The following is a 19,435-nucleotide window of genomic DNA, read 5'->3' as shown; positions in this document are numbered from 1 at the left end:
TTCGGGAAGTTTTTGTTCTTACTATTTTTAGTTAAGCCATTTCTTTGCTTTAATACACAATAGAATCGGAAGGAATAGGAGGTAGTTCATAATTTCCATAGTCCACCGTGATCTGTCCGTCCCGTAGCATTTGAATTCCCTTGGCGTCCGCTGAGGTGCCGTATAAAAAAACCTGTTCTAGTTTTGAAAAGTCGGTTAGCTTATCCAAATGTGCGGTGTCAAATTGCGAACCTGTTAGGTTGATGGCCTTTAAATGTTCCAGCGTATTCAGGGCGTCTATGGTACTACCGGTTACCAATGTGTTGTCCAACTTTAAAACAGTGAGGTTGGGAAGCTGTTTCAACTTTTCGACCAAAACATCCGTTACTTCAGTGCCCCCCAGGTCCAGTCTTGCAATATTGTTTTTTATGGAAAGCAAGCTATTAAAATCATTGTCGTTAAAAGTGGGTTTGTTGATGGCCGATACACTAAGAAAATTGTAAGATGTGCTGATGAGGTCTACGTGGATTCCCGTTTGCTCTAGGACCGAAATACTATCTATCGAAGCTGCTGTAATTTCCATATCCGGAAAATCGAAATCGTGTTTTTTTGGGAAAAACGAAGCAAAAAGTGCTTTATGCAGGCCAGCGTCCTTGATGCTACCTTCAAATGGATGCCCGGCATCTATCCAAGCGCCCATGAGTTGAATCTCCTCTTTTGTAGGCTGTGTTTTTCCATCCGGCGGCATGTGGAGGTCGTCCTCTATAGGCAGTGTGATCCTATGGAACAGTTCACTTTTTTCCGCATTGTTTGCCAAAAGCACCTCACCGTTCTCGCCTCCGGTCAAGATTCCCTCTTTGGTATGCAATAGTAATCCGCCCTTGGTTTTCTTGGGATTGTGGCAGCTTACGCATTTATTATTTAATATGGGATTGATGACATCTTCGTAAATCTGGGCTTCTTCCCAATTTTCTTCGTTCAGGGCGATAGCTCTTTCTTCAAAAGTCTCAAAGCCTAACACCGATTTAATGTTATTGGGCAGGGGCTCTACCAAAAAATCCTCACCATGGGTAAGGTTGGCGCCTTGATGGCCCGTGTAGGAAAGAAGTATAAAGAATACGATCGAAAAAGTGGAAATCGGAATTTTTGCAAACGTAGCCATCGCATTTAGTTTTGCAAGCTTGGCATACATTAAAAAAGAGAACAGCGCAGTAGCGATACCCGACCATAAATGCCACTTTACGGTATCAAAGGCATAGCCTTCTCCCAAATATTGCAAATATCCCGTAATGCAGGCAAATACAGCACTAATACCGGCCCATTTGTAAACGAGCGCTATAAGGATGTTGTATTGCTTTGTCTTACGGTCGTGCCATTGCAGCAACAGCCCAAGCAGTATAAAACCGATAGGCAAATGAACGATAAGCGGGTGCAAGCGACCCAAAAGTTGTTTTATAATTTCCATCTATTTACAAATACAAATACAAATACAAATACAAATACAAAATCAAGCACAAATACAATCACAAATGTCAAACTCAAGCTTGTACGCCGCAGGAGGGTTTTAGTTCAGAATAGTTTAGAAGTTTAGTTGGTTATGAGCTTAACATTATTTTTTTAAACCTTAAACCTTAAACCTTAAACCTTAAACCTTAAACCTTAAACCTACTTCATCCGCTCCTTCAGTTTTGTCATCATATACACATTCGCTTTCCATTGATCCGCTACCGGAACCCGGGTGTAGGGCAAGGTAGGCATGTAATTAGCCGGACCAAATTCGGTGGTAATGGTAAATACATCTTGGGTTTTCCATTTATCCCGAATCACTTTTTCCCAAATATCCAAATGACGGTCAACCGCTTTTTTCCATTCGGGAGCCTCCGGGTCATTTACTTGTGGCCCTTCCGCATGACCTACACGAGCATGGATATGGTGGGTCCGATTCAAAACTTCTTCCAAAAGTACATCTTGATTTTCCAATAACGACTCGTGTACCACCATCCAATGGCTTATGTCCAAGGTTAATTTGAGGTCTGGTATGGCGTCAAGGTGTTTTTTGGTATCTGGGAGGTTGTAACTAAAACGCCCGCGGTGGGTTTCATGGTAAATGGGGATATCATGTTCCTTTGCCAGTTTGTTGGCGGCATCTATAAAAGCCTTGTTTTGTTCAAAAGTATAGAAATCATTTCCTGTATGGCAATTTATGGCAGCAGGGTTAAATTCTACCAACCGCATTAAATTCTCCGTATAGCGGATAAGGGCTTCTTCAAACGGTAGGGATTTATTAGTGCCTGCCAAAAAAATGACTTTTAGGCTGTATTGGTCAAGTGCTCTTTTTAGATCTAGTTTACTCTGTAGTTCGGTTGGGTACCATACCTCAATGCCATCGTAACCAGCCGCTTTTGTTTTTTCGCAAAAAGCGTCCCAGGAAGTCTGCCGGCCCCAATCGGTCTGGTAAAATTCCAGTTTTTTTTCTTGTGCATTGGTGTAAAGCACGACTAGAAAAATGGATAGTACTAGTGGAATTCTCATTTTTTAGTTTGGTGTTTCTATGTTAAGAAAAGGGTGTTTTGTTCCTTCTTTTTGAGTGATGCGTTTGGGAATATAGCTTGAGCTTTCAACCCATCCGATTTTTCCACACTAACCTGGAAAAACCGCCTCCCCTCGCCTGGTGGGAGGAGTCTTTGAACTTTCAATTCTTCAATGCTCTTTTCACTTTAATCCCTAACATTCTTTCATTCATTTAAATTTTTACTTCCGAGTAATAATTTCCCCCTTCGTGAGGGGGCTATGCCAAAATCTCCTTTATGATCTGTCCTTCCACATCGGTTAATCGAAAAGGTCTTCCTTGAAATTCATGTGTAAATTTTTCGTGGTCAAAACCTAAAAGGTGTAAAATCGTGGCATGCACATCATGGACGGATACCCGGCCTTCAATTCCAGAAAATCCAATATCGTCCGTTTTTCCGTGTGAGGCGCCTTTTTTAATACCACCACCGGCCATCCACATAGTAAAGGCATCACCGTGATGATCTCTACCTTTATAGGCCATTTTTGTATTGCCCCTGTTCTCTTGCATGGGGGTACGACCAAATTCCCCTCCCCAAATAATAAGGGTGTCGTCCAGTAAGCCCCGTTGTTTCAAATCCATGATCAAGGCGGTAATGGGACGGTCTATTTCACGACATTTATTACGCAAGCCTAAATCAATTGAGCCCTCCCTTATATTACCGTGGGTATCCCATCCCCAGTCAAAAAGCTGTACAAAACGCACGCCGTCTTCTACCAGTTTTCGGGCTAACAAACAGTTATTGGCAAAGGATTCCTTTCCGGGTTCTACGCCGTACATTTGTTTTATATGTTCCGGTTCATTATTAATGTTCATGACCTCCGGAACAGCAATTTGCATGCGGTAGGCCATTTCGTATTGGTTGATACGCGCCAATATCTCCGGGTCGGCATATTTGGCATATTCTTCCTTGTTTATTTTATTGATGGCATCAATGGTACTTTTCTTTAAGTCGCGGGTAATGCCGTCAGGGTCCTCGATATATAATACGGGGTCGCCTTCGGACCTGCATTGTACACCTTGATATACACTTGGTAGAAACCCGCTGCCCCAAACACTTTTACCGGCATCCGGAGTATTCCCACCTGAAGTCAAGACTACAAAACCGGGTAGATTTTGGTTTTCCGAGCCTAGGCCGTAGGTTGCCCAAGACCCGATACTTGGCCTGCCCAAACGTGCACTTCCCGTATGCATAAACAGTTGAGCCGGGCCGTGGTTAAACTGGTCTGTATGCACCGCTTTTAAGAAGGCTACATCATCTATGACCTTTTTAAAGTGTGGCATAAAGTTCGACACCCAATTACCTGATTCCCCTTCCTGCTTAAATTCTGCTTGTGGGCCCATTAATTTGGGCGTACCTTTGATAAAGGCGAATTTTTTTCCTTCCAAAAGCGACTGGGGACAGTCTTGACCATCCAATTTTTGTAGGGCAGGTTTGTAATCGAACATTTCCAACTGCGACGGCGCACCTGCCATGTGCAGGTAAATAACGGATTTTACCTTGGGTGCAAAAGGAGGTGCCAAGGTAGATAACGGATTAAGGTCACGCTCGGAGAAAGCAACAGGGGCTTTTTTGTGAGCCGATGAACTCAACGGGTCGCAGCCCATAAAAATGGAACTGAGGGCCAAACCGCCCATGCCTTGGGCGCAACTTTTTATAAAATGCCTACGGGTCTTTTCCTGGGCTTCCCTCGCTAGCTTTTCCTGTATCAGTCGTTCTACGATGTCTTTCATGTCTACGTTCTTTTGTTCTAAGGGCTAGATGCCCGCTGCTGGATTAGGGAGGATTATTCGCCTTACCCGACAATTCATAAACTCAAATACAAATACCATATTGGTTTGGTGAATTTTTGAAATGCATTTTATCTATTCAATACATTGCTTCGTCTCTAAATCGCTCCTCGCAAAAACTTTTTTAGTATATTTTTTTTGATTCATTTACTATTTTCTACCGTCTATCAGCTAGCGACTATTATCTATCCATCAGGTTTTCGTTAAAAATTCGTCCAGATTTAAAATGGCGTTGGCCACCATGGTCAGCGCGGCGAGCTCTGCCGTTGGCTGTTCCTCAAAATGCAGGAACAATTCCGATGCCTCCCCATTTTCCTTAAATTCCGTTATGGCATTTTCATATAGTTCCGTGAGGGCCTCCAGTCGGTTCGGTGTTATTTTTTTGTAGGTAGCACGTTCATAGCTTTGTGAGATACTTTGCTCCAGATTGTCCGTAACACGGTTGTTTTTTGCCAAATGATAGGAGGCTTCCAAATAGACCGGGTCATTTAGGGTGACCAAGGCCTGTAAAGGAGTGTTCGTCACCGTTCTTCGAACCATACAAACTTCGCGGCTTCCAGCATCAAAGGTGAGGAACGAGGGATAGGGACTGGTGCGTTTTAAATAAGTATAGATTCCGCGACGGTAGCGATCTTCGCCTTTACTTTCTATCCAGTTGGCACCATTGTACACGGTTTGCCAAACACCGTCCGGTTGTGGTGGCATTACGCCCGGACCGTACATTTTATCGCTCAACAACCCGGCCACGGCCAAAGCCTGATCTCGTATTTGTTCCGCGCCCAATCGCATACGCGGCCCTCTGGCGTAGAGTTCGTTCTCCGGATCTAGCTGGTACATTTCCGGCGTACTTTCCGATTTTTGCCGGTAGGTGCCCGATAGGACGATTTCCTTGACCAACGCTTTGATGCTCCAGTTGTGTTCGTTCATAAAGCGCAACGCGAGCCAATCCAATAAATAAGGATGCGAAGGGGCGTCCGATTGGGAGCCCATATCCTCGATCGTAGCAACCAATCCGCGACCATAAATTTGGTGCCAGACCCTGTTGACCAAAGTTCTGGCCGTTAACGGATTTTCTTTGCTCACGATCCATTGGGAGAGTCCTAAGCGGTCTTTGCTCCACGTATCATTCCATGCATTCAGGCTTTGAGGGGTGCCGGGTATTACGGTATCGGTCTTGGTAAGCCAGCTTCCACGCTCAAATACCTGTGTGGTACGTTTCATATACTCCGGATTTTCTACCAGAATGGGAACCGTTTCCGTATTGGTATTCAGTAATTCTAAAAATGTGGTATTGATATCCGACCAACCCTGAGCTCCCTGCGCAGGCATATCGGGAATGAAACCTACCCAGTACAGGTTTAAAATATTCTTTTCCGGTGCTATGGCATTATTATGGGTTTCAATATAGATATCCGTTTGTTTATCGATGCGCTTAAGGGCAAATTGCGAGGTAGTATTGCCTTTATTTTTGTTTATCGTGAATTGGGCTAAAATAGGACCGTTGGCATCTTTTTCTCGGATGGTCATTTTTGTATTGTCATAATGCGACCGGTAGTTGAGGTACACATAACTTGCCTTATTGGTATAGGCATTGGGTATAATGAGGTTGCCATCATCCCAAAAAACAACCGAGGCATGGTCGTCGTAAACACTGTTTTTAAACTCCTTAAAAAAGTGCGATTTGTACACGGGTTCCGTAAACTGGATAAAATCCCTGTAAGTTTTTAGGTCGGCCTTGTTTCCATGTTGGCCTACCCAGTCCAATACCTTGTCCACTTGCCCTTGTTGTTCTTCCGTATAGAATTTGAGTACCGGTGATTCATTGGGGGTGTCCTCATCGCGGGTATTGTTAAAGAAGGCCATAAGGTTGTAATATTCCTCGTGCTTAAACGGATCATAGGTGTGGCTATGGCATTGCACACAGCCGATGGTGGTGCTTTGCCAGACCTCAAAAGTGGTATTTACCCTGTCTATGACCGTGGCTACCCTGTATTCTTCATCATCCGTACCGCCCTCGTCGTTGTTCATGGTATTTCTATGAAAGGCCGTAGCGATCAATTGATCTGTAGAGGGTTCTGGAAGCAGGTCCCCGGCTAATTGTTCTATGGTAAATTGATCGTAGGAAAGGTCTCTGTTAAATGCATCAATGACCCAATCCCGATACTTCCAGATGGATCGTCCCATATCTTTTTCATAGCCTTTGGAATCTGCGTAGCGCGCAACATCCAACCACCATGTAGCCCATTTCTCTCCATACGTCTTTTGGGACAATAGGCTGTCTACAAGGGTTTCATAGCTTAGTTCGTTGTCATTGAATTTTTTTAAGAGTGCTGGGGACGGAGGTAAGCCCGTAATATCCAAGGCCAATCGTCGGGCAATAGTATTTTTCCTAGCTGGTGCGTTGGGTTCCAGTTGCTCGTCCTCTAAACGCGCCAGTATAAAATGATCAATATCATTCTGGATAAATTGGGATCTTGTTTCAGGAGCAAAACTAGCTTCTATAGTTTGCCTGGGCACTTCAACTTTTTCTGCAAGGGAGTAGGCCCAGTGCTCACCCCACTTGGCTCCTTGGTCTACCCAGCGCGTTAATAAGTCGATTTCTTTATCGGAAAGCTTTGGTTTTTCGTAGGGCATTCGGAGTTCGAGATCGTCTTCGGAGAGTCTTTTGATCAATTCGCTATTGGCAGCATCCCCACGAATAATGGCCGGTATACCAGATTCGGTATTTGCAAAGGCCTCTTCTTCGAACAGAAGGCTAAATCCGCCGTTCTTTTTCACCCCTCCATGGCAGGTAATGCAGTTGTTGTTAAGGATAGGTTTTATTTGGGTGCTGAAATCTACCTGCTCTTGTTTTTGGCAGGAGTGCAGTAAAGCGACGCCTATGGCAAGGCATAGGTGTTTAATTTTGATAAACGTCTTGTGTTTCATTTTAAACTTCCCCTCTAAAACTAGAATTTCTATTATACTTCCTTTAATATCTTTTTGAACAACCAGTTAATCCGTTGGTTGTTCAATACTAAGGACTTATCACGGATATTAAATTAGACAATTTTTATGAAAATATGGATAATTTTAGCCCGACGGCGATATTTTAACCATAGATGATATTGTTTTGTTGTTTCCGTAACGGTTTATGGTATTTTTTTTAAACCTAGGCTATACCCAACACTGGAGTAAAAAAAACGTGATACCCTATTTTATAATTGGGGTATCACGTTATTGGTAATCTAAACGAACCAAGTTTTTTTATACCTTTCTAAAGTTTATCCCGGTTACGATATAGTTTAAAAAGTAGGCTGTAGTTTAATTTTGCGTTGACAGCTTTATGTTGTACTAAGCAAAATAGAACCTTTTGAAATTACCGCTATACACTTTTATTTTCGGTCTGTGTTCCTTCCCCTGCTAGGGGAGGGAACCATAATGGGAACAGTTTGTTCAAAAAAAAGGAGTGCCTGTCAAGAATAATGGGTAAGCGACCCATAGCCCACAGGGCTTCGAACATTAGCGACCACTTTTAAACGGGACGTTTATGGATTTGGTAAATCAACGCTGTTTTTAACTAGAGCTAAAAAGTATAAAAAGTACTTACGAAGCCACCTCTACAAACAAACCATCATCCGTTTTGTTAACCTTGGTAAGTCCATGCTTAGCAAGTGCTTTTATGGCCTTGTCCCATTTTTTACCGCTAAGTCCGGCCTCGGTTTTTAATACAGATAGTTCCATGGTGCCTTTTGGCTTAAGAATAGCCATAATCGCCTTCTCTTCATCACTCAGTTCAATTGCCTTTTTCTCAGGACGCATTTGAGGGAAGAACAAGACTTCTTGTATGGAGGAGTTATTCGTCAACAACATTACCAAACGGTCTATCCCAATACCTATGCCCGAGGTTGGTGGCATACCGTATTCCAAGGCGCGGATAAAATCTTGATCAATGAACATAGCCTCGTCGTCCCCTTTTTCGGAGAGTCTCAACTGTTCCTCAAAACGTTCTCGTTGGTCAATGGGGTCATTAAGTTCGGAATAGGCATTGGCCAGCTCTTTGCCGTTAACCATGAGCTCAAAACGTTCTGTCAATGCGGGGTTGTCGCGATGCTCCTTTGTTAACGGACTCATTTCCTTTGGATAATCGGTTATAAAGGTAGGCTGAATGTAAAAATGCTCGCATTTTTCACCAAATATCTCGTCTATCAGTTTGCCCACACCCATGGTATCGTCCACTTCCAAGCCCAATTTTTTGGCTGTGTCACGGAGTTCTACTTCGTTCATTCCGGCAACATCGACACCTGTATGTATTTTAATGGCCTCTAAAATGGGAATTCGTGGATAGGGCGCCTTAAATTCTATTTCGTGTTCCCCCACGGTTACTTTTGAACTTCCCGTGGCGTCTATGGCAACTTTCTCCAGAAGTTCTTCCGTGGTGTCCATCATCCAGTTGTAATCCTTGTAGGCCACATAGAGTTCCATTACCGTAAATTCAGGATTGTGGGTTCGGTCCATGCCTTCGTTCCTAAAGTCCTTGGAGAATTCATAAACGCCATCAAATCCGCCAACAATCAATCTTTTAAGGTAAAGCTCATTGGCAATACGCAAATACAAGGGTATATTTAGTGCATTGTGGTGTGTTAAAAAAGGTCGCGCGGCGGCTCCTCCCGGGATGGGCTGCAGAATTGGCGTTTCCACTTCCAAGTAGCCTTTATCATTATAAAATTGCCGAATACTGTTCGTGATTTTAGTACGTTTTATAAACGTATCCTTCACATGCGGATTAACCACCAAGTCTACATAACGTTGACGGTAACGTAATTCTGGGTCGTTAAACTCATCATAGGTATTACCTTCGGCATCCTGTTTGGGTAATGGTAATGGACGTAACGCCTTGCATAGTATGGTATAGTCTTTTACCAACACGGTAATTTCTCCAACCTGAGTCGTAAAAAGTTCCCCTTCTATACCTATGATATCCCCAAGGTCCAATAATTTTTTAAAGATTTCATTGTATTTGGTATGGTCGTCCGGCGGGCATATTTCATCCCGGTTGAAATACACTTGAATCCGGCCCTCGCTATCCTGTAGTTCCCCGAACGAAGCTTTTCCCTGTATTTTTTTTCGCATCAACCTACCCGAAATCACTACTTTTTTTCTTTCTTGGTAATCTTCCTTTATGCTTTTAGAGGTTGCATTTACAGGATATAAGGCAGCAGGATAGGGGTCTATTCCCATTTCCCGTAATCTTCTTAACTTCTCTCTTCTTACAACCTCTTGTTCGGTTAATTGCATAGCGCTTAATTTAAAGCCGCAAATATACTTAACAATGGATTAATCTCTTAGTAGGTACAACATAAAAGAGCTATACTTCTGTTTTGTCCTAATCAAAGTGCATTGATTTTGCTTTGTTGGGAATATAGCCTTGTCTTCTTATTATTTTTTGTAGGTCTTTCTCTAAACTGGTATTTGGAGATTCAATGATTCTGTTAACTTCTCTCCCGTTTTTATAGAGTATAAAGGTAGGCACCCTTAAAATTTGAAGTCCCCATTCTTCACCTGTCGGACTTTGTTTGTATTTGCCCTTTCTTTTGTCTAGGGCCACTATTTTTAATTGGTCGTTAGGGAAATTCGCTGTTTCCAAAATTTTTAGAAATCTGGGAACCTCTCTTTTACTATCTCCGCACCAAGTGCCTAGAAATATCAAAATTTGATATCCTTGCAGGTCTTCTTCTATTGCCGAAAGGATTTCGTGATTAGGAGCATAGTTCTTCAAATTTGGCAGATACCAATTTGCGTAGCCGGTTCGGGATAAGTTTTCCTTGGTTATTTCACCTACAAGGAATTTTTGACCATTATCCAAAGTAATTTCTTGGTTGGTGTGTTGCGCGCTACCGATTGCGCAAATAAGACAGGTCATTAAAAGTGGTAACATGGTTTTCATCATCTTGCTTTTAGAATTGAAAACCGAAGTTGCTTAAATGTGCAGTATAGTCAGAGTATTTGGAGTTGTAAATAAGGACTAGACCGGGGGTGGATTTTTGCTGTGGCTTACTTAAACATATCTTTTACATCTGATCTAGTGTTCGCTCCTAGCTTTTTGTAGATGTTATTGATATGTGTTTTTACAGTACTATGACTAATAAACAGTTCGTTAGCGATTTCTTTGTTCGTTTTGTCCTTTTTAATGGCATCTAAGATGGTCAGCTCTTGCGGGGTTAAATTTTTCAGGGCTTTTTTTTCGATTTTGCGTTTCTTTAGCTTAAGGGCATAGTATCCTGTAATGCAAATTAGGAAGAGCCCGCCCCCGTACCAGTGATAGTTAAAGTGCGCCCCTTTTGGTCTCCCCAACGAAGCTAGTTGAATACCGGTATCTGCCTTGCGTTCCTGTATATACTGTGAAGTGAACTGACGATTGGGGTAAGTAGCTATCAGTCTTTTTTCAAGCTCTGTGTAGTATTCATTTGTATTTAAATCTTCTAGAAAGAAGGTGTAGGTTTCATTTTTTCTATCGGAAAGGAAATCATATACATATAGTTCGGCCAAAGGCTCCTTTGCTTTCATACTAAAATCTTGCAGCCTTCGAAACCATTTTTTTAAATTCAATGTTATGCTAGCATCACTTTGATACTCCATAAAGTCTAAAATCATTTCCTCTTTTAATTCATCAATTTTTAATAAGATACCGGATTTAGGGTTATTAGATGTAATGTCGCAAAAGGATTGGTTGTTTTGCAATAAAGGGAAGAGGATGGTATCTCCTTTTTTAGCAAGGAATAAAATGCTTCTACTACTGGCGCAATTTCTAAAGAAATGACTTCCTCCCTTATTGTCCTCATTACAGTCGTCCGTATGTATACGGTACATAGTGTTTTTTGGCGATAGATTGTCGCCCTCAAAAGTAAAATTGCCTTCCGCATCGGCATTTGTCTCTAATAATACTTGATCTGCATAAACTCGACTAGATTTTCTGTAGTTCTCGATTATGGAAAGATATACCTTCTTATTATCCGCGCTAGGCGAAATTTGCCCGCTGAAGGAGTATTGTGCATTACAACCCAGCATGCCAAGTAGAAAGACAATGTATACGTGTATGGTATTCACTTGTTTTTTATTTGCTAGATAATTGAAATTCAATGGCGAAAAAAGCTTGCTACGTTATTTTAGTTCGTTTAATGACTAAAGCCCCAAGGGCTAACCTTGAGGTCTTTTGTTATAAAAGTAAGGGATTTTGTAACAATACGCCTATTTTTACGACATATTAGTACATCGATCAAAATCACAAAATCAATGAGTTTTTTAAGAGTTTTATTGGCCATTATATTCCCGCCGCTTGCCGTTATCGGAAAAGGGTGCGGGTCTATAATCATCGTTTTTCTGTTGACCTTGTGCGGCTGGGTTCCTGGAGTTATTGCAGCATTGGTTATCCTAAACAACCCTAATTAACAGGTTTATTTTTTAAACTAGGTATCCGATAATAACCTTTTGTTCGGTCTTATAGGTCTTAAGGGACTTTGGTATCTTTGTGCCAATGAACAAGAAAGTGAATTTACTGGATTTAGGACAAAAAGACTATAAGGAAACTTGGGACTACCAAGAGTTACTCTTTAAACAGACCCTAGATATTAAAATAAAAAATAGGCGCGAGGATGCGGGATTGGAAACTCCGAATCATTTCTTGTTCGTGGAGCATCCCCATGTATTTACCTTGGGTAAAAGTGGAGATCTTTCAAACCTTCTGGTCGATGAAAAAGAATTGGAAAGCAAAGGAGCAAAATTCTATAAAATAAATAGAGGCGGGGACATCACCTACCACGGTCCCGGGCAGATCGTAGGTTACCCTATTCTAGATCTTGATAATTTTTTTACGGATATTCATAAATACTTGCGTTTACTTGAAGAAATGGTGGTTTTAACTTTGGCCGATTACGGTTTAAAGGCGGAGCGTTCCGAAGGCGAAACCGGTGTTTGGTTGGATGTTGGAACGCCATTTGCACGTAAAATTTGTGCCATGGGCGTACGGGCGTCCCGTTGGGTAACTATGCACGGTTTTGCACTAAATGTAAATTCCGATTTGGGTTATTTTGATTTAATGGTGCCCTGTGGGATAAAAGATAAAGCCGTTACATCCTTGAACGTAGAGCTCGGTATGGCCAAAATTGATATGAACGAGGTGAAGCAAAAGCTATTACATCATTTTAAAATCTTGTTCGATGCGGAAATTATATAGTAAACAGCCTACGCCAAATCCGTTTTAAAGAAATGATATTGCACTAACAACTTTCTGTAATAATCGAGCAGCTTGCAATACGGCCCCAAAAACCACTATTAGTTGTTTTTGGGGCTTTTATTTTTACTTTGAAAACTTGGTCAGTTCCAAACTGCTCATCAAGTTTCCCTTTTTGTTGTAAGTCTCCTGTTTTACCATACCCACCCCTTCTGCTAGCCATACCCGTGATGGAAAGCTCTGTTTTACCATCATGGCTTTAGATTCGTTGTCGCTATAGATTACGTAACAGTTAAAGGTGCCTGCCGGTGTGGTTACAGACTCCTGTTTTTCTACCTTTCTGTTGGTCGTGTCTACCGTAGTGGTCATGTTTATTCCGCTCATGGCTATTTTTACGGTAACATTGGCATCTTCCAGTACTTGCCCAACAGATAGGTCGTTGGGGAGCTCCAGGTCCGTTCCGGTAATATCCATCTGCACATCCATCTCCCCGTATTGCTCCAACATTTGTTGGGGCATTAAGGACTCGTAATCAATGGTGACCACGTTCCCGGTACAGGTAAAAGAATAGTCGGTATTGTAAACCTCTTTGCCTTTATTGTCCGTAAAAGCGATGGCCATGGTAGCCGTGGTGCTGTCGCCATTGTTTTCCACACTGGTGACCTTGTAGCTGCTGATACCGTCGGTTTTGCCTTTTTTGTTGTACATGGTGTACTCAAAGACAGTGCCTTCCTCCATGGGGTAAAATCTACTACAGTTTGTCTGTGCGATCATGGTTAGTGTGCCGTAACAAAATGTAATCAATAATAAAATTCTAGTTTTCATACGTGTGCTTGTTTGTTTCGTGGTCTAATGTATAAATTTTCTATTACGGCGCATCCTAGAATATTATGTTTGGCCGATGATGGTGTATGTTAGGGGCGTTACAATGTGTGATTTGTTCACTCTATCTATGGCAGATCGGACGAAGTAGCTTATTTGCAGTAATGTAGAGGTGTCGTGCTTTTGGTGTTTCTAGTTGATTTTATACACCGTAAACGAGTTGTCCTGTTCCTTAATGACCAACTCTGGCTTTCTATCGCTATCAATATTTGCCATATCGATCACGGAGGAACCGTAGATGGGGAAGTTGGGAACAGGTACGGCCTGACTATCGAATAAATACGATTTTTGGTTTTGAATATCCGTTACGGAGACGTAAATTTTGTCATTGATATAGAAAATAGTGGGTTTGGAATACACACCAAGATCCAAGCTCACCTCCTTGTCCCGTATCCTTAGTACATTGTCGTCCATAATCGCCAAGGTTTTTGAAGTGGCATCGAAACCATGGTCTACTTGTAGTCCAAGGTCTGTTTTCGAAAGTTTTCCCTTGGTGTCTATTTGATAAAGCAGCCCTTTGTTAGAGGTAAGGCTAATCTTGTTTTGGTACACGTTTATGGAATTATCGGAAAAAGGGATTTTTTCATTTGTTTTAATCCTTACCTTGCCTACCCGGTTAAGGATTTTAAGTGTATTGTTGGCCAATTTAAACACGAGGTAGTCCTTTCTGTCTATTTTAAAATGCTGCGGCGCTTCAATAATTGATTCAGGTGCCGAGGTGAATTTAAACCCACTTACGATTTTACCCTTATTATTATACATGAAAACTTTTTGGTTCTGCGTAACTACAAAACGATAATCTTTTTTTCCTTCATAATCAAATACGGCCAAGGGATTTAGATTTCCTCCGGGAAAAGCAATGGAAAAAGGTTTTACCTCCTTGCCGTTTCTGTCAAGAATTAGAAACTTGTTATTGGTTGTAAATGCAAATTGGAGCTTTCCGTTTTTGTAAAGGTCTACTTGATGTACCTTACCTTGTAAAGCACCATCCAATTCTTTTTTCCATAGCACTTTACCGTTGTTGGAAACAAGGTAAAGAACATTGTCCATGTCCTGCACTATTAGCTCTCCCATTTTTGTGCGATGGTTGGTCACGAACTGTGGAACCGAACGCAGGTCGGCATCCAGATGTAAGGTAAACAAAGGCGTGATACTGTTCTTAACTTTCTTTGCGCTATTCTTTTTAATGAAATAACTACTGTGAAAAAAACCGGCATCGGAAATGATTTCGGAACCAAAAATATAATCGGATAGCTTGGCCTCCCCAAGCTGTTTCGCTGTTTCTATAAAATTATATTCCGTTAATCTATCTTCAAAACCTTTGGCGTTGGCAATGGCCAGAATGGAGGAGGCTTCCGTGGTAAGCGCTTCTATATTTTGGAAAAGGTTGGTGGTCTGGATCGTATTAGCGTTCTTATATGCTATGATTACTTTTTCTAGCACCTTCTTATCTTGGGCAAAAATCAAGGTGTTTTCTAAAACACTGCTATAGTTGGATTCAAAACCGGATACCAGGGGGCGGAAAGTATCCACTAGAAGGGAGGCATCTCCTAGTTCCCAAATTTCACTTCCTTGGAACGCCTCCGCGCTTTTTCGTTTGGCTTTAAGGTAATCTGTGATTTGGTCCGTGCCAAAGGTTTTCATAAGTACCAGTGGTTCTTTCCCTAATTGCGCTGTTCCTATTTCCTCAATGGTATTGAAAAGGGAATCAAGCGCAGTATTCTGATTCAAATAACGCATTTGATTGGTAGAAAACGATGTATAATCGCTAAAGGTATAAGAAGCAAAGGACGATACATTGGCAGGGAGCATTTCAAACGTGCTGTTTGCTAAAGGTTTAGCTCCTGTAAACAAGCTCAGGTAGTTCGTTTCGGAAGCCTCGGCAGTACTGATACCGTTTAAAAATAATCCTTCATTTCCTAAGGATATATCTAAAAACAACCAATCTGCAAAACCCGAGGGCAGGGGGGCGGTCCTTGTCTCGGTCAGATACTGCAAAAGGACATCACTGTAATTCAAGTTGATCCATAAATGAGCCAGTTTTGAGGGGTCGGAAACACGGTAGAATTTTGCTAGCTGCTGGTTTGTATTTCGTGTAGTAAAAGAAGATATAAGCTCCTTTAGTATCGTAATCGAGGAGCTTAAAACCTCTTTTCCGTTAAGCTTGATCGTAAAAAAATCATGACCTTCTACTGTGTATTTTTTAATATCGAAGTCTTTGTGTTGAAGGGTTTCTATCTTTTTGTCGGTTACCTCGGATAGTTGCAAGTATGGTATAGTATCCGAAGCTGTAAAAGTGAAATTCAATTTCTGTAGCGAGTCTATTGTAAAACCTAGCAGGGCTTCCTGCGATGGTTGTGCATAATTTAGTGGAACAAGAAGCTTAGAAATTTTCTTGCTCAAATCTAATGTTTGTAACTTTTTAACCAGTTCGTTGTCATCAAGCGCTGCGGTAAAGGAGTTATAATCGTTTATCTTTATGATTGCGCTCGCATTTTCGGGCATAAACTGCAATAAGCTGGTCTCGTATTCCTTTTCCGGGGAACATTGAAGACTTAATAAAACACTGAAAATCAGTAGAATTTTAACTTTCATCTATCCCTTTTTTTGTTTCTTTTTGACATTGATTTACATTTCTGAACATAATTCCAACTTCGCTGGGTAATGCAAACTTCACCCACCTTGGTTTTAAATCAAGTTCAAAAAAATCGCTTAACAAATTTATACTTTTTAAAGTTCTAGTGTAAGGGTAGGGGCAAGTAGTTGAAAGCTTTTTCTGTGGTAGGGCGTTACGCCGTATTTTTGAATTGCCGCCCTGTGCTCCTTGGTCGGATAACCTTTGTTCTTCTTCCAGTTGTACATGGGATATTCCTCATGAATTTTTTCCATATAGGCATCTCTAAAAGTTTTGGCAAGCACGGATGCCGCTGCGATACTTAAATATTTAGAATCCCCTTTGATGATGCACGTATGCGGTATCTCCTTATACCGGTTAAATCTGTTGCCATCAACGATAATGTGTTCCGGCATAGTTCCAAGTTGTTCCAAAGATCGGTGCATGGCCAAGAAAGATGCGTTTAAAATATTTATTTTATCTATTTCCGATGGATACACGTGCGCTACGGCAAAAGATGTGCTATCTGCCTCTATAATCGGTTTTAGTTCATTTCGCTTATGTTCCGATAATTGTTTGGAGTCGTTCAATACTTCGTTTCTGAAATCTTTTGGTAGGATCACCGCTGCTGCGGTAACGGGTCCCGCAAGGCATCCTCTGCCAGCTTCATCGGTGCCGGCTTCATTCTGCATTTTAAAATAGTTCAAAAGCATTTAGGGAATTCTTTTGGTTTCTGTTTTAGTTTGTTGAACAAATATTGGAATTATAGTAGTGCTTTACAAGGGTTAGGTTCATAATCGTTTGGTTAAGAGAGGTCAATATGTAAGGGAGATTCGCGAAAATACGCTTGTGAAAAATGTTTCAATTAAGCTAATCGTACTGTTTTTAAGCATTGCAGAAGCTAAAAATTAAATTAGACACCCTTGTTTTGGATTAGATGAATAACTGCTTAAAAAAAATAGTTGTAAACATGCAATAGAGGAACAAAAGTATGATTGAAAATTTAGGGTTTTTATTCTAGGCTAAACTTTCACATTTAGTTAGGAACAAAAAAAGTAACTTTGACACCGAAGATATGAGAGGTATGAAATATTTTTTGACTGCACTCTTTTTGTTAGTTGCATTTGGGCTAATGGCGCAAGAAACGGAACAAGAGTCTGGGTTAAGGCCTAGTGCGGATTCAATAGCGCGGACACCAAGGACAAAGACTAGGGAGCTGCCTTTAGCTGCAATGATAGATACCGTGAGTATCAGAAACTATAAGTTGATTTCCCATCAAAGAGATACCACATTCTTGGATACAACATTGACCATACAGAAGGAATATAAATACAATTACCTTCGTGCCGATGATTTTGAGCTCATGCCTTTTGGAAACATTGGTCAAGGTTATAATAAACTTGGGGTAGACTTCGAACGGTCTAACCTTTATCCAAGGTTGGGAGCAAGGGCAAAGCATCACAGATATAGGGAGATAGAGGAGATGCAGTATTATAATGTAATGACCCCTATGACGGATCTTATGTTCAAAACTACGTTGGAGGAAGGTCAATTGTTGGATGCGCTGCTAACCTTTAATACCTCTAGGCGCCTTAACATATCAATCGGGTACACCGGTTTTAGGTCTTTGGGCAAATACAATTCGGAACAGATTCAATCCGGTAATTTTATAAGTACGGTCAATTATGTTAGTAAAAACGATAGGTATCTGTTAAGGGCACATATTGCTGCACAGGATATCACCTCTCAGGAAAATGGAGGCTTAACGGAAAAGGAACTACAGTTCGAGAGTGGAGACGATGATTTTATAGACAGGCCTAAGGTCGATGTTCGCTTTACGGATGCGGATAATAAGGTATTGGGGAAGCGTTATTATGTAGACCAGCAATATAAACTGATACGAAGCCGGCAAGATTCTAGCTTGGTAGAGAAGACTTCGTTAGCAATCACCCACTCATTTAATTATGAAACAAAATTCTACCAATACCTACAAGATGCAAGTGATTCATATTTTGGTGATGCTATCTTAGGTTCCATTAATGATAAGGCATCGTTGAAGGTGTTTAATAATGATTTTGGTGCTGCATTTTACAATAAGACCTTGGGAGCACTTAAAGGTGTGGTGAGTGTGTATAATTACAACTACTTTTTTAATAGCATACTTACTACGGCGGATGGGGAGACTGTAGGGAACCAGCTTAAGGGTTCGGAAATTGCCGTAGGGGGTGATTATAGAAAACAAATTGGTTCGTTTGCCGTTGATGGCTCGCTTAGGTACAATGTTGCTGGGGATTTGACCGGTAATGTTTTTAATGGTTCCGTTTCCTATGTATTTAATGATAAGCACAGAGTAAAGGTTGCGCTGCACTCTTCCAGTGGTATGCCCGATTTCAATTTTCTATTATACCAAAGTGATTATTTAAATTATAATTGGCAGAATACCACAAATTTTGAGAAAGAACGGGTGAACTCTATGCAAGTGGGATTAGATTCTCCCTTATGGGGTAATTTGTCTATGAAATTTAGTGCATTGGATAATTATACCTATTTCTCGGCCGATCCAAACGCTGTCTTTGAAGAGGGGCTTGAGCATGCGAATATCAAACCGCTTCAAGAGGCTGATGGCGTAACACATTTAAAAATCAAATACGCCAAAGAGTTTAGGTTGGGTAAGTTTGCGTTGAATAATACCGTTATGTATCAATCCGTATCCCAAGACCAAAGTGTATTGAACGTGCCCCAATTGGTCACAAGGAATACCTTGTATTTTTCTTCGGATGTATTTAAAAAGGCGATGTACCTGCAAACGGGTGTCACATTGAAATATTTCACTAGCTATACAATGGATGCTTACAATCCTGTACTAGGTGAGTTCTTTGTGCAGAATAATGAAGAGCTGGGAGGGTTTCCTTTACTGGACTTTTTTATCAATGCTAAAGTAAAGCAAACAAGAATATATTTAAAAGCTGAACATTTTAACTCCTCTTTTACCGGTTTCAATTACTATACGGCACCTAACTATCCGTTTCGAGATTTTGTTGTTCGTTTTGGTTTGGTCTGGAATTTCTTTTCTTAAGGCTAATTGGTTCGTCCTTTTTGTTTTTTTTATAACTTTTAATTATTCTCAATCACCTATCTAATAGTGTCTTATGGCCTTGTGTTGAAAAAGGTTGAAAAAAGATTGTTTTTTATTGTTGTCTGTTTGAAAAAGGGTGTTACATTTGCACCCCGCAAACGGGCTATGTGATGTAGTGTTAGTAGCGGTACGTTCCTTAAAAGTGTTGTTGGTGTCCGGTTGTTTTCCCGGCCTTGGAAAAAAAAATATTTTTTTTTGAAAAAGCTTGTCGGGAATAAAAACAGTTGTATATTTGCAGCCGCTTAGGCAAATGGC

Annotated in this window: 14 protein-coding genes; 3 read left to right on the top strand and 11 right to left on the bottom strand. The window is 41.1% G+C overall.

Annotation, left to right across the window (positions count from 1 at the left end):
* Nucleotides 1-49: 49 nt before the first annotated feature.
* From ACFQZJ_RS14410 to ACFQZJ_RS14375, 8 genes are all read right to left on the bottom strand, one after another.
* Nucleotides 50-1,444, bottom strand: a complete 1,395-nt coding sequence (locus tag ACFQZJ_RS14410) for a c-type cytochrome domain-containing protein (RefSeq protein ID WP_379935523.1) — start codon at nt 1,442-1,444, stop codon at nt 50-52.
* 200 nt (nt 1,445-1,644) lie between these two features.
* On the bottom strand, nt 1,645-2,511 hold the full coding sequence (locus ACFQZJ_RS14405) for a sugar phosphate isomerase/epimerase family protein (protein WP_379935521.1): 867 nt from the start codon (nt 2,509-2,511) through the stop codon (nt 1,645-1,647).
* Nucleotides 2,512-2,767: 256 nt separating this feature from the next.
* Nucleotides 2,768-4,282 (bottom strand): DUF1501 domain-containing protein, encoded by a 1,515-nt coding sequence (locus ACFQZJ_RS14400; protein WP_379935520.1) that lies wholly within the window; start codon nt 4,280-4,282, stop codon nt 2,768-2,770.
* Nucleotides 4,283-4,531: 249 nt separating this feature from the next.
* A complete protein-coding gene (locus ACFQZJ_RS14395) occupies nt 4,532-7,267 on the bottom strand; it encodes a PSD1 and planctomycete cytochrome C domain-containing protein (protein ID WP_379935518.1) in 2,736 nt (911 codons plus the stop codon).
* Between the two features lie 436 nt (nt 7,268-7,703).
* Complete coding sequence (locus tag ACFQZJ_RS14390; RefSeq protein WP_379935516.1) at nt 7,704-7,841, bottom strand: hypothetical protein; 138 nt, start codon at nt 7,839-7,841, stop codon at nt 7,704-7,706.
* A gap of 83 nt (nt 7,842-7,924) precedes the next feature.
* Nucleotides 7,925-9,616 carry a lysine--tRNA ligase gene (gene lysS / locus ACFQZJ_RS14385; protein WP_379935515.1) on the bottom strand — a complete coding sequence of 564 codons (1,692 nt, stop codon included), beginning with the start codon at nt 9,614-9,616 and terminating at the stop codon, nt 7,925-7,927.
* Nucleotides 9,617-9,704: 88 nt separating this feature from the next.
* Complete coding sequence (locus tag ACFQZJ_RS14380) at nt 9,705-10,268, bottom strand: thioredoxin family protein (protein ID WP_379935514.1); 564 nt, start codon at nt 10,266-10,268, stop codon at nt 9,705-9,707.
* A gap of 104 nt (nt 10,269-10,372) precedes the next feature.
* A complete protein-coding gene (locus tag ACFQZJ_RS14375) occupies nt 10,373-11,425 on the bottom strand; it encodes a helix-turn-helix domain-containing protein (RefSeq protein ID WP_379935513.1) in 1,053 nt (350 codons plus the stop codon).
* A gap of 186 nt (nt 11,426-11,611) precedes the next feature.
* Here ACFQZJ_RS14375 and ACFQZJ_RS14370 point away from each other — a divergent pair, with 186 nt between their 5' ends.
* Nucleotides 11,612-11,767, top strand: a complete 156-nt coding sequence (locus ACFQZJ_RS14370; protein ID WP_379935512.1) for a YqaE/Pmp3 family membrane protein — start codon at nt 11,612-11,614, stop codon at nt 11,765-11,767.
* Between the two features lie 85 nt (nt 11,768-11,852).
* Nucleotides 11,853-12,551, top strand: coding sequence for a lipoyl(octanoyl) transferase LipB (gene lipB, locus ACFQZJ_RS14365; RefSeq protein WP_379935511.1), 699 nt, complete (start codon nt 11,853-11,855; stop codon nt 12,549-12,551).
* Between the two features lie 123 nt (nt 12,552-12,674).
* Here the strand turns inward: lipB and ACFQZJ_RS14360 are convergent, their stop codons facing one another.
* The 3 genes from ACFQZJ_RS14360 to ACFQZJ_RS14350 form a co-directional block, all read right to left on the bottom strand.
* Entirely contained in the window at nt 12,675-13,373 is a 699-nt protein-coding gene (locus ACFQZJ_RS14360) for a TapB family protein (RefSeq protein WP_379935510.1), read from the bottom strand.
* Nucleotides 13,374-13,562: 189 nt separating this feature from the next.
* A complete protein-coding gene (locus ACFQZJ_RS14355) occupies nt 13,563-16,025 on the bottom strand; it encodes a ribonuclease HII (RefSeq protein WP_379935509.1) in 2,463 nt (820 codons plus the stop codon).
* 135 nt (nt 16,026-16,160) lie between these two features.
* A complete protein-coding gene (locus tag ACFQZJ_RS14350) occupies nt 16,161-16,757 on the bottom strand; it encodes a ribonuclease HII (RefSeq protein WP_379935508.1) in 597 nt (198 codons plus the stop codon).
* A 371-nt stretch (nt 16,758-17,128) separates the two neighbouring features.
* Here ACFQZJ_RS14350 and ACFQZJ_RS14345 point away from each other — a divergent pair, with 371 nt between their 5' ends.
* A complete protein-coding gene (locus tag ACFQZJ_RS14345; RefSeq protein ID WP_379935507.1) occupies nt 17,129-19,120 on the top strand; it encodes a putative porin in 1,992 nt (663 codons plus the stop codon).
* The last annotated feature ends 315 nt before the right edge of the window (nt 19,121-19,435 follow it).

Origin of the sequence: Maribacter chungangensis (assembly GCF_042676845.1) — a bacterium.
Classification (GTDB): domain Bacteria; phylum Bacteroidota; class Bacteroidia; order Flavobacteriales; family Flavobacteriaceae; genus Maribacter; species Maribacter chungangensis.
The sequence above is the reverse complement of the archived record's forward strand: the minus strand, read 5'-3'. Positions and strand labels throughout refer to the sequence as shown.

Bases quoted from the DNA above. Each gene is read 5' to 3' on its own strand.
- ACFQZJ_RS14410 (WP_379935523.1), bottom strand. From the start codon at position 1,444: ATGGAAATTATAAAACAACTTTTGGGTCGCTTGCACCCGCTTATCGTT.
- ACFQZJ_RS14405 (WP_379935521.1), bottom strand. From the start codon at position 2,511: ATGAGAATTCCACTAGTACTATCCATTTTTCTAGTCGTGCTTTACACC.
- ACFQZJ_RS14400 (WP_379935520.1), bottom strand. From the start codon at position 4,282: ATGAAAGACATCGTAGAACGACTGATACAGGAAAAGCTAGCGAGGGAA.
- ACFQZJ_RS14395 (WP_379935518.1), bottom strand. From the start codon at position 7,267: ATGAAACACAAGACGTTTATCAAAATTAAACACCTATGCCTTGCCATA.
- ACFQZJ_RS14390 (WP_379935516.1), bottom strand. From the start codon at position 7,841: ATGTTCGAAGCCCTGTGGGCTATGGGTCGCTTACCCATTATTCTTGAC.
- lysS (WP_379935515.1), bottom strand. From the start codon at position 9,616: ATGCAATTAACCGAACAAGAGGTTGTAAGAAGAGAGAAGTTAAGAAGA.
- ACFQZJ_RS14380 (WP_379935514.1), bottom strand. From the start codon at position 10,268: ATGATGAAAACCATGTTACCACTTTTAATGACCTGTCTTATTTGCGCA.
- ACFQZJ_RS14370 (WP_379935512.1), top strand. From the start codon at position 11,612: ATGAGTTTTTTAAGAGTTTTATTGGCCATTATATTCCCGCCGCTTGCC.
- lipB (WP_379935511.1), top strand. From the start codon at position 11,853: ATGAACAAGAAAGTGAATTTACTGGATTTAGGACAAAAAGACTATAAG.
- ACFQZJ_RS14360 (WP_379935510.1), bottom strand. From the start codon at position 13,373: ATGAAAACTAGAATTTTATTATTGATTACATTTTGTTACGGCACACTA.
- ACFQZJ_RS14355 (WP_379935509.1), bottom strand. From the start codon at position 16,025: ATGAAAGTTAAAATTCTACTGATTTTCAGTGTTTTATTAAGTCTTCAA.
- ACFQZJ_RS14350 (WP_379935508.1), bottom strand. From the start codon at position 16,757: ATGCTTTTGAACTATTTTAAAATGCAGAATGAAGCCGGCACCGATGAA.
- ACFQZJ_RS14345 (WP_379935507.1), top strand. From the start codon at position 17,129: ATGAAATATTTTTTGACTGCACTCTTTTTGTTAGTTGCATTTGGGCTA.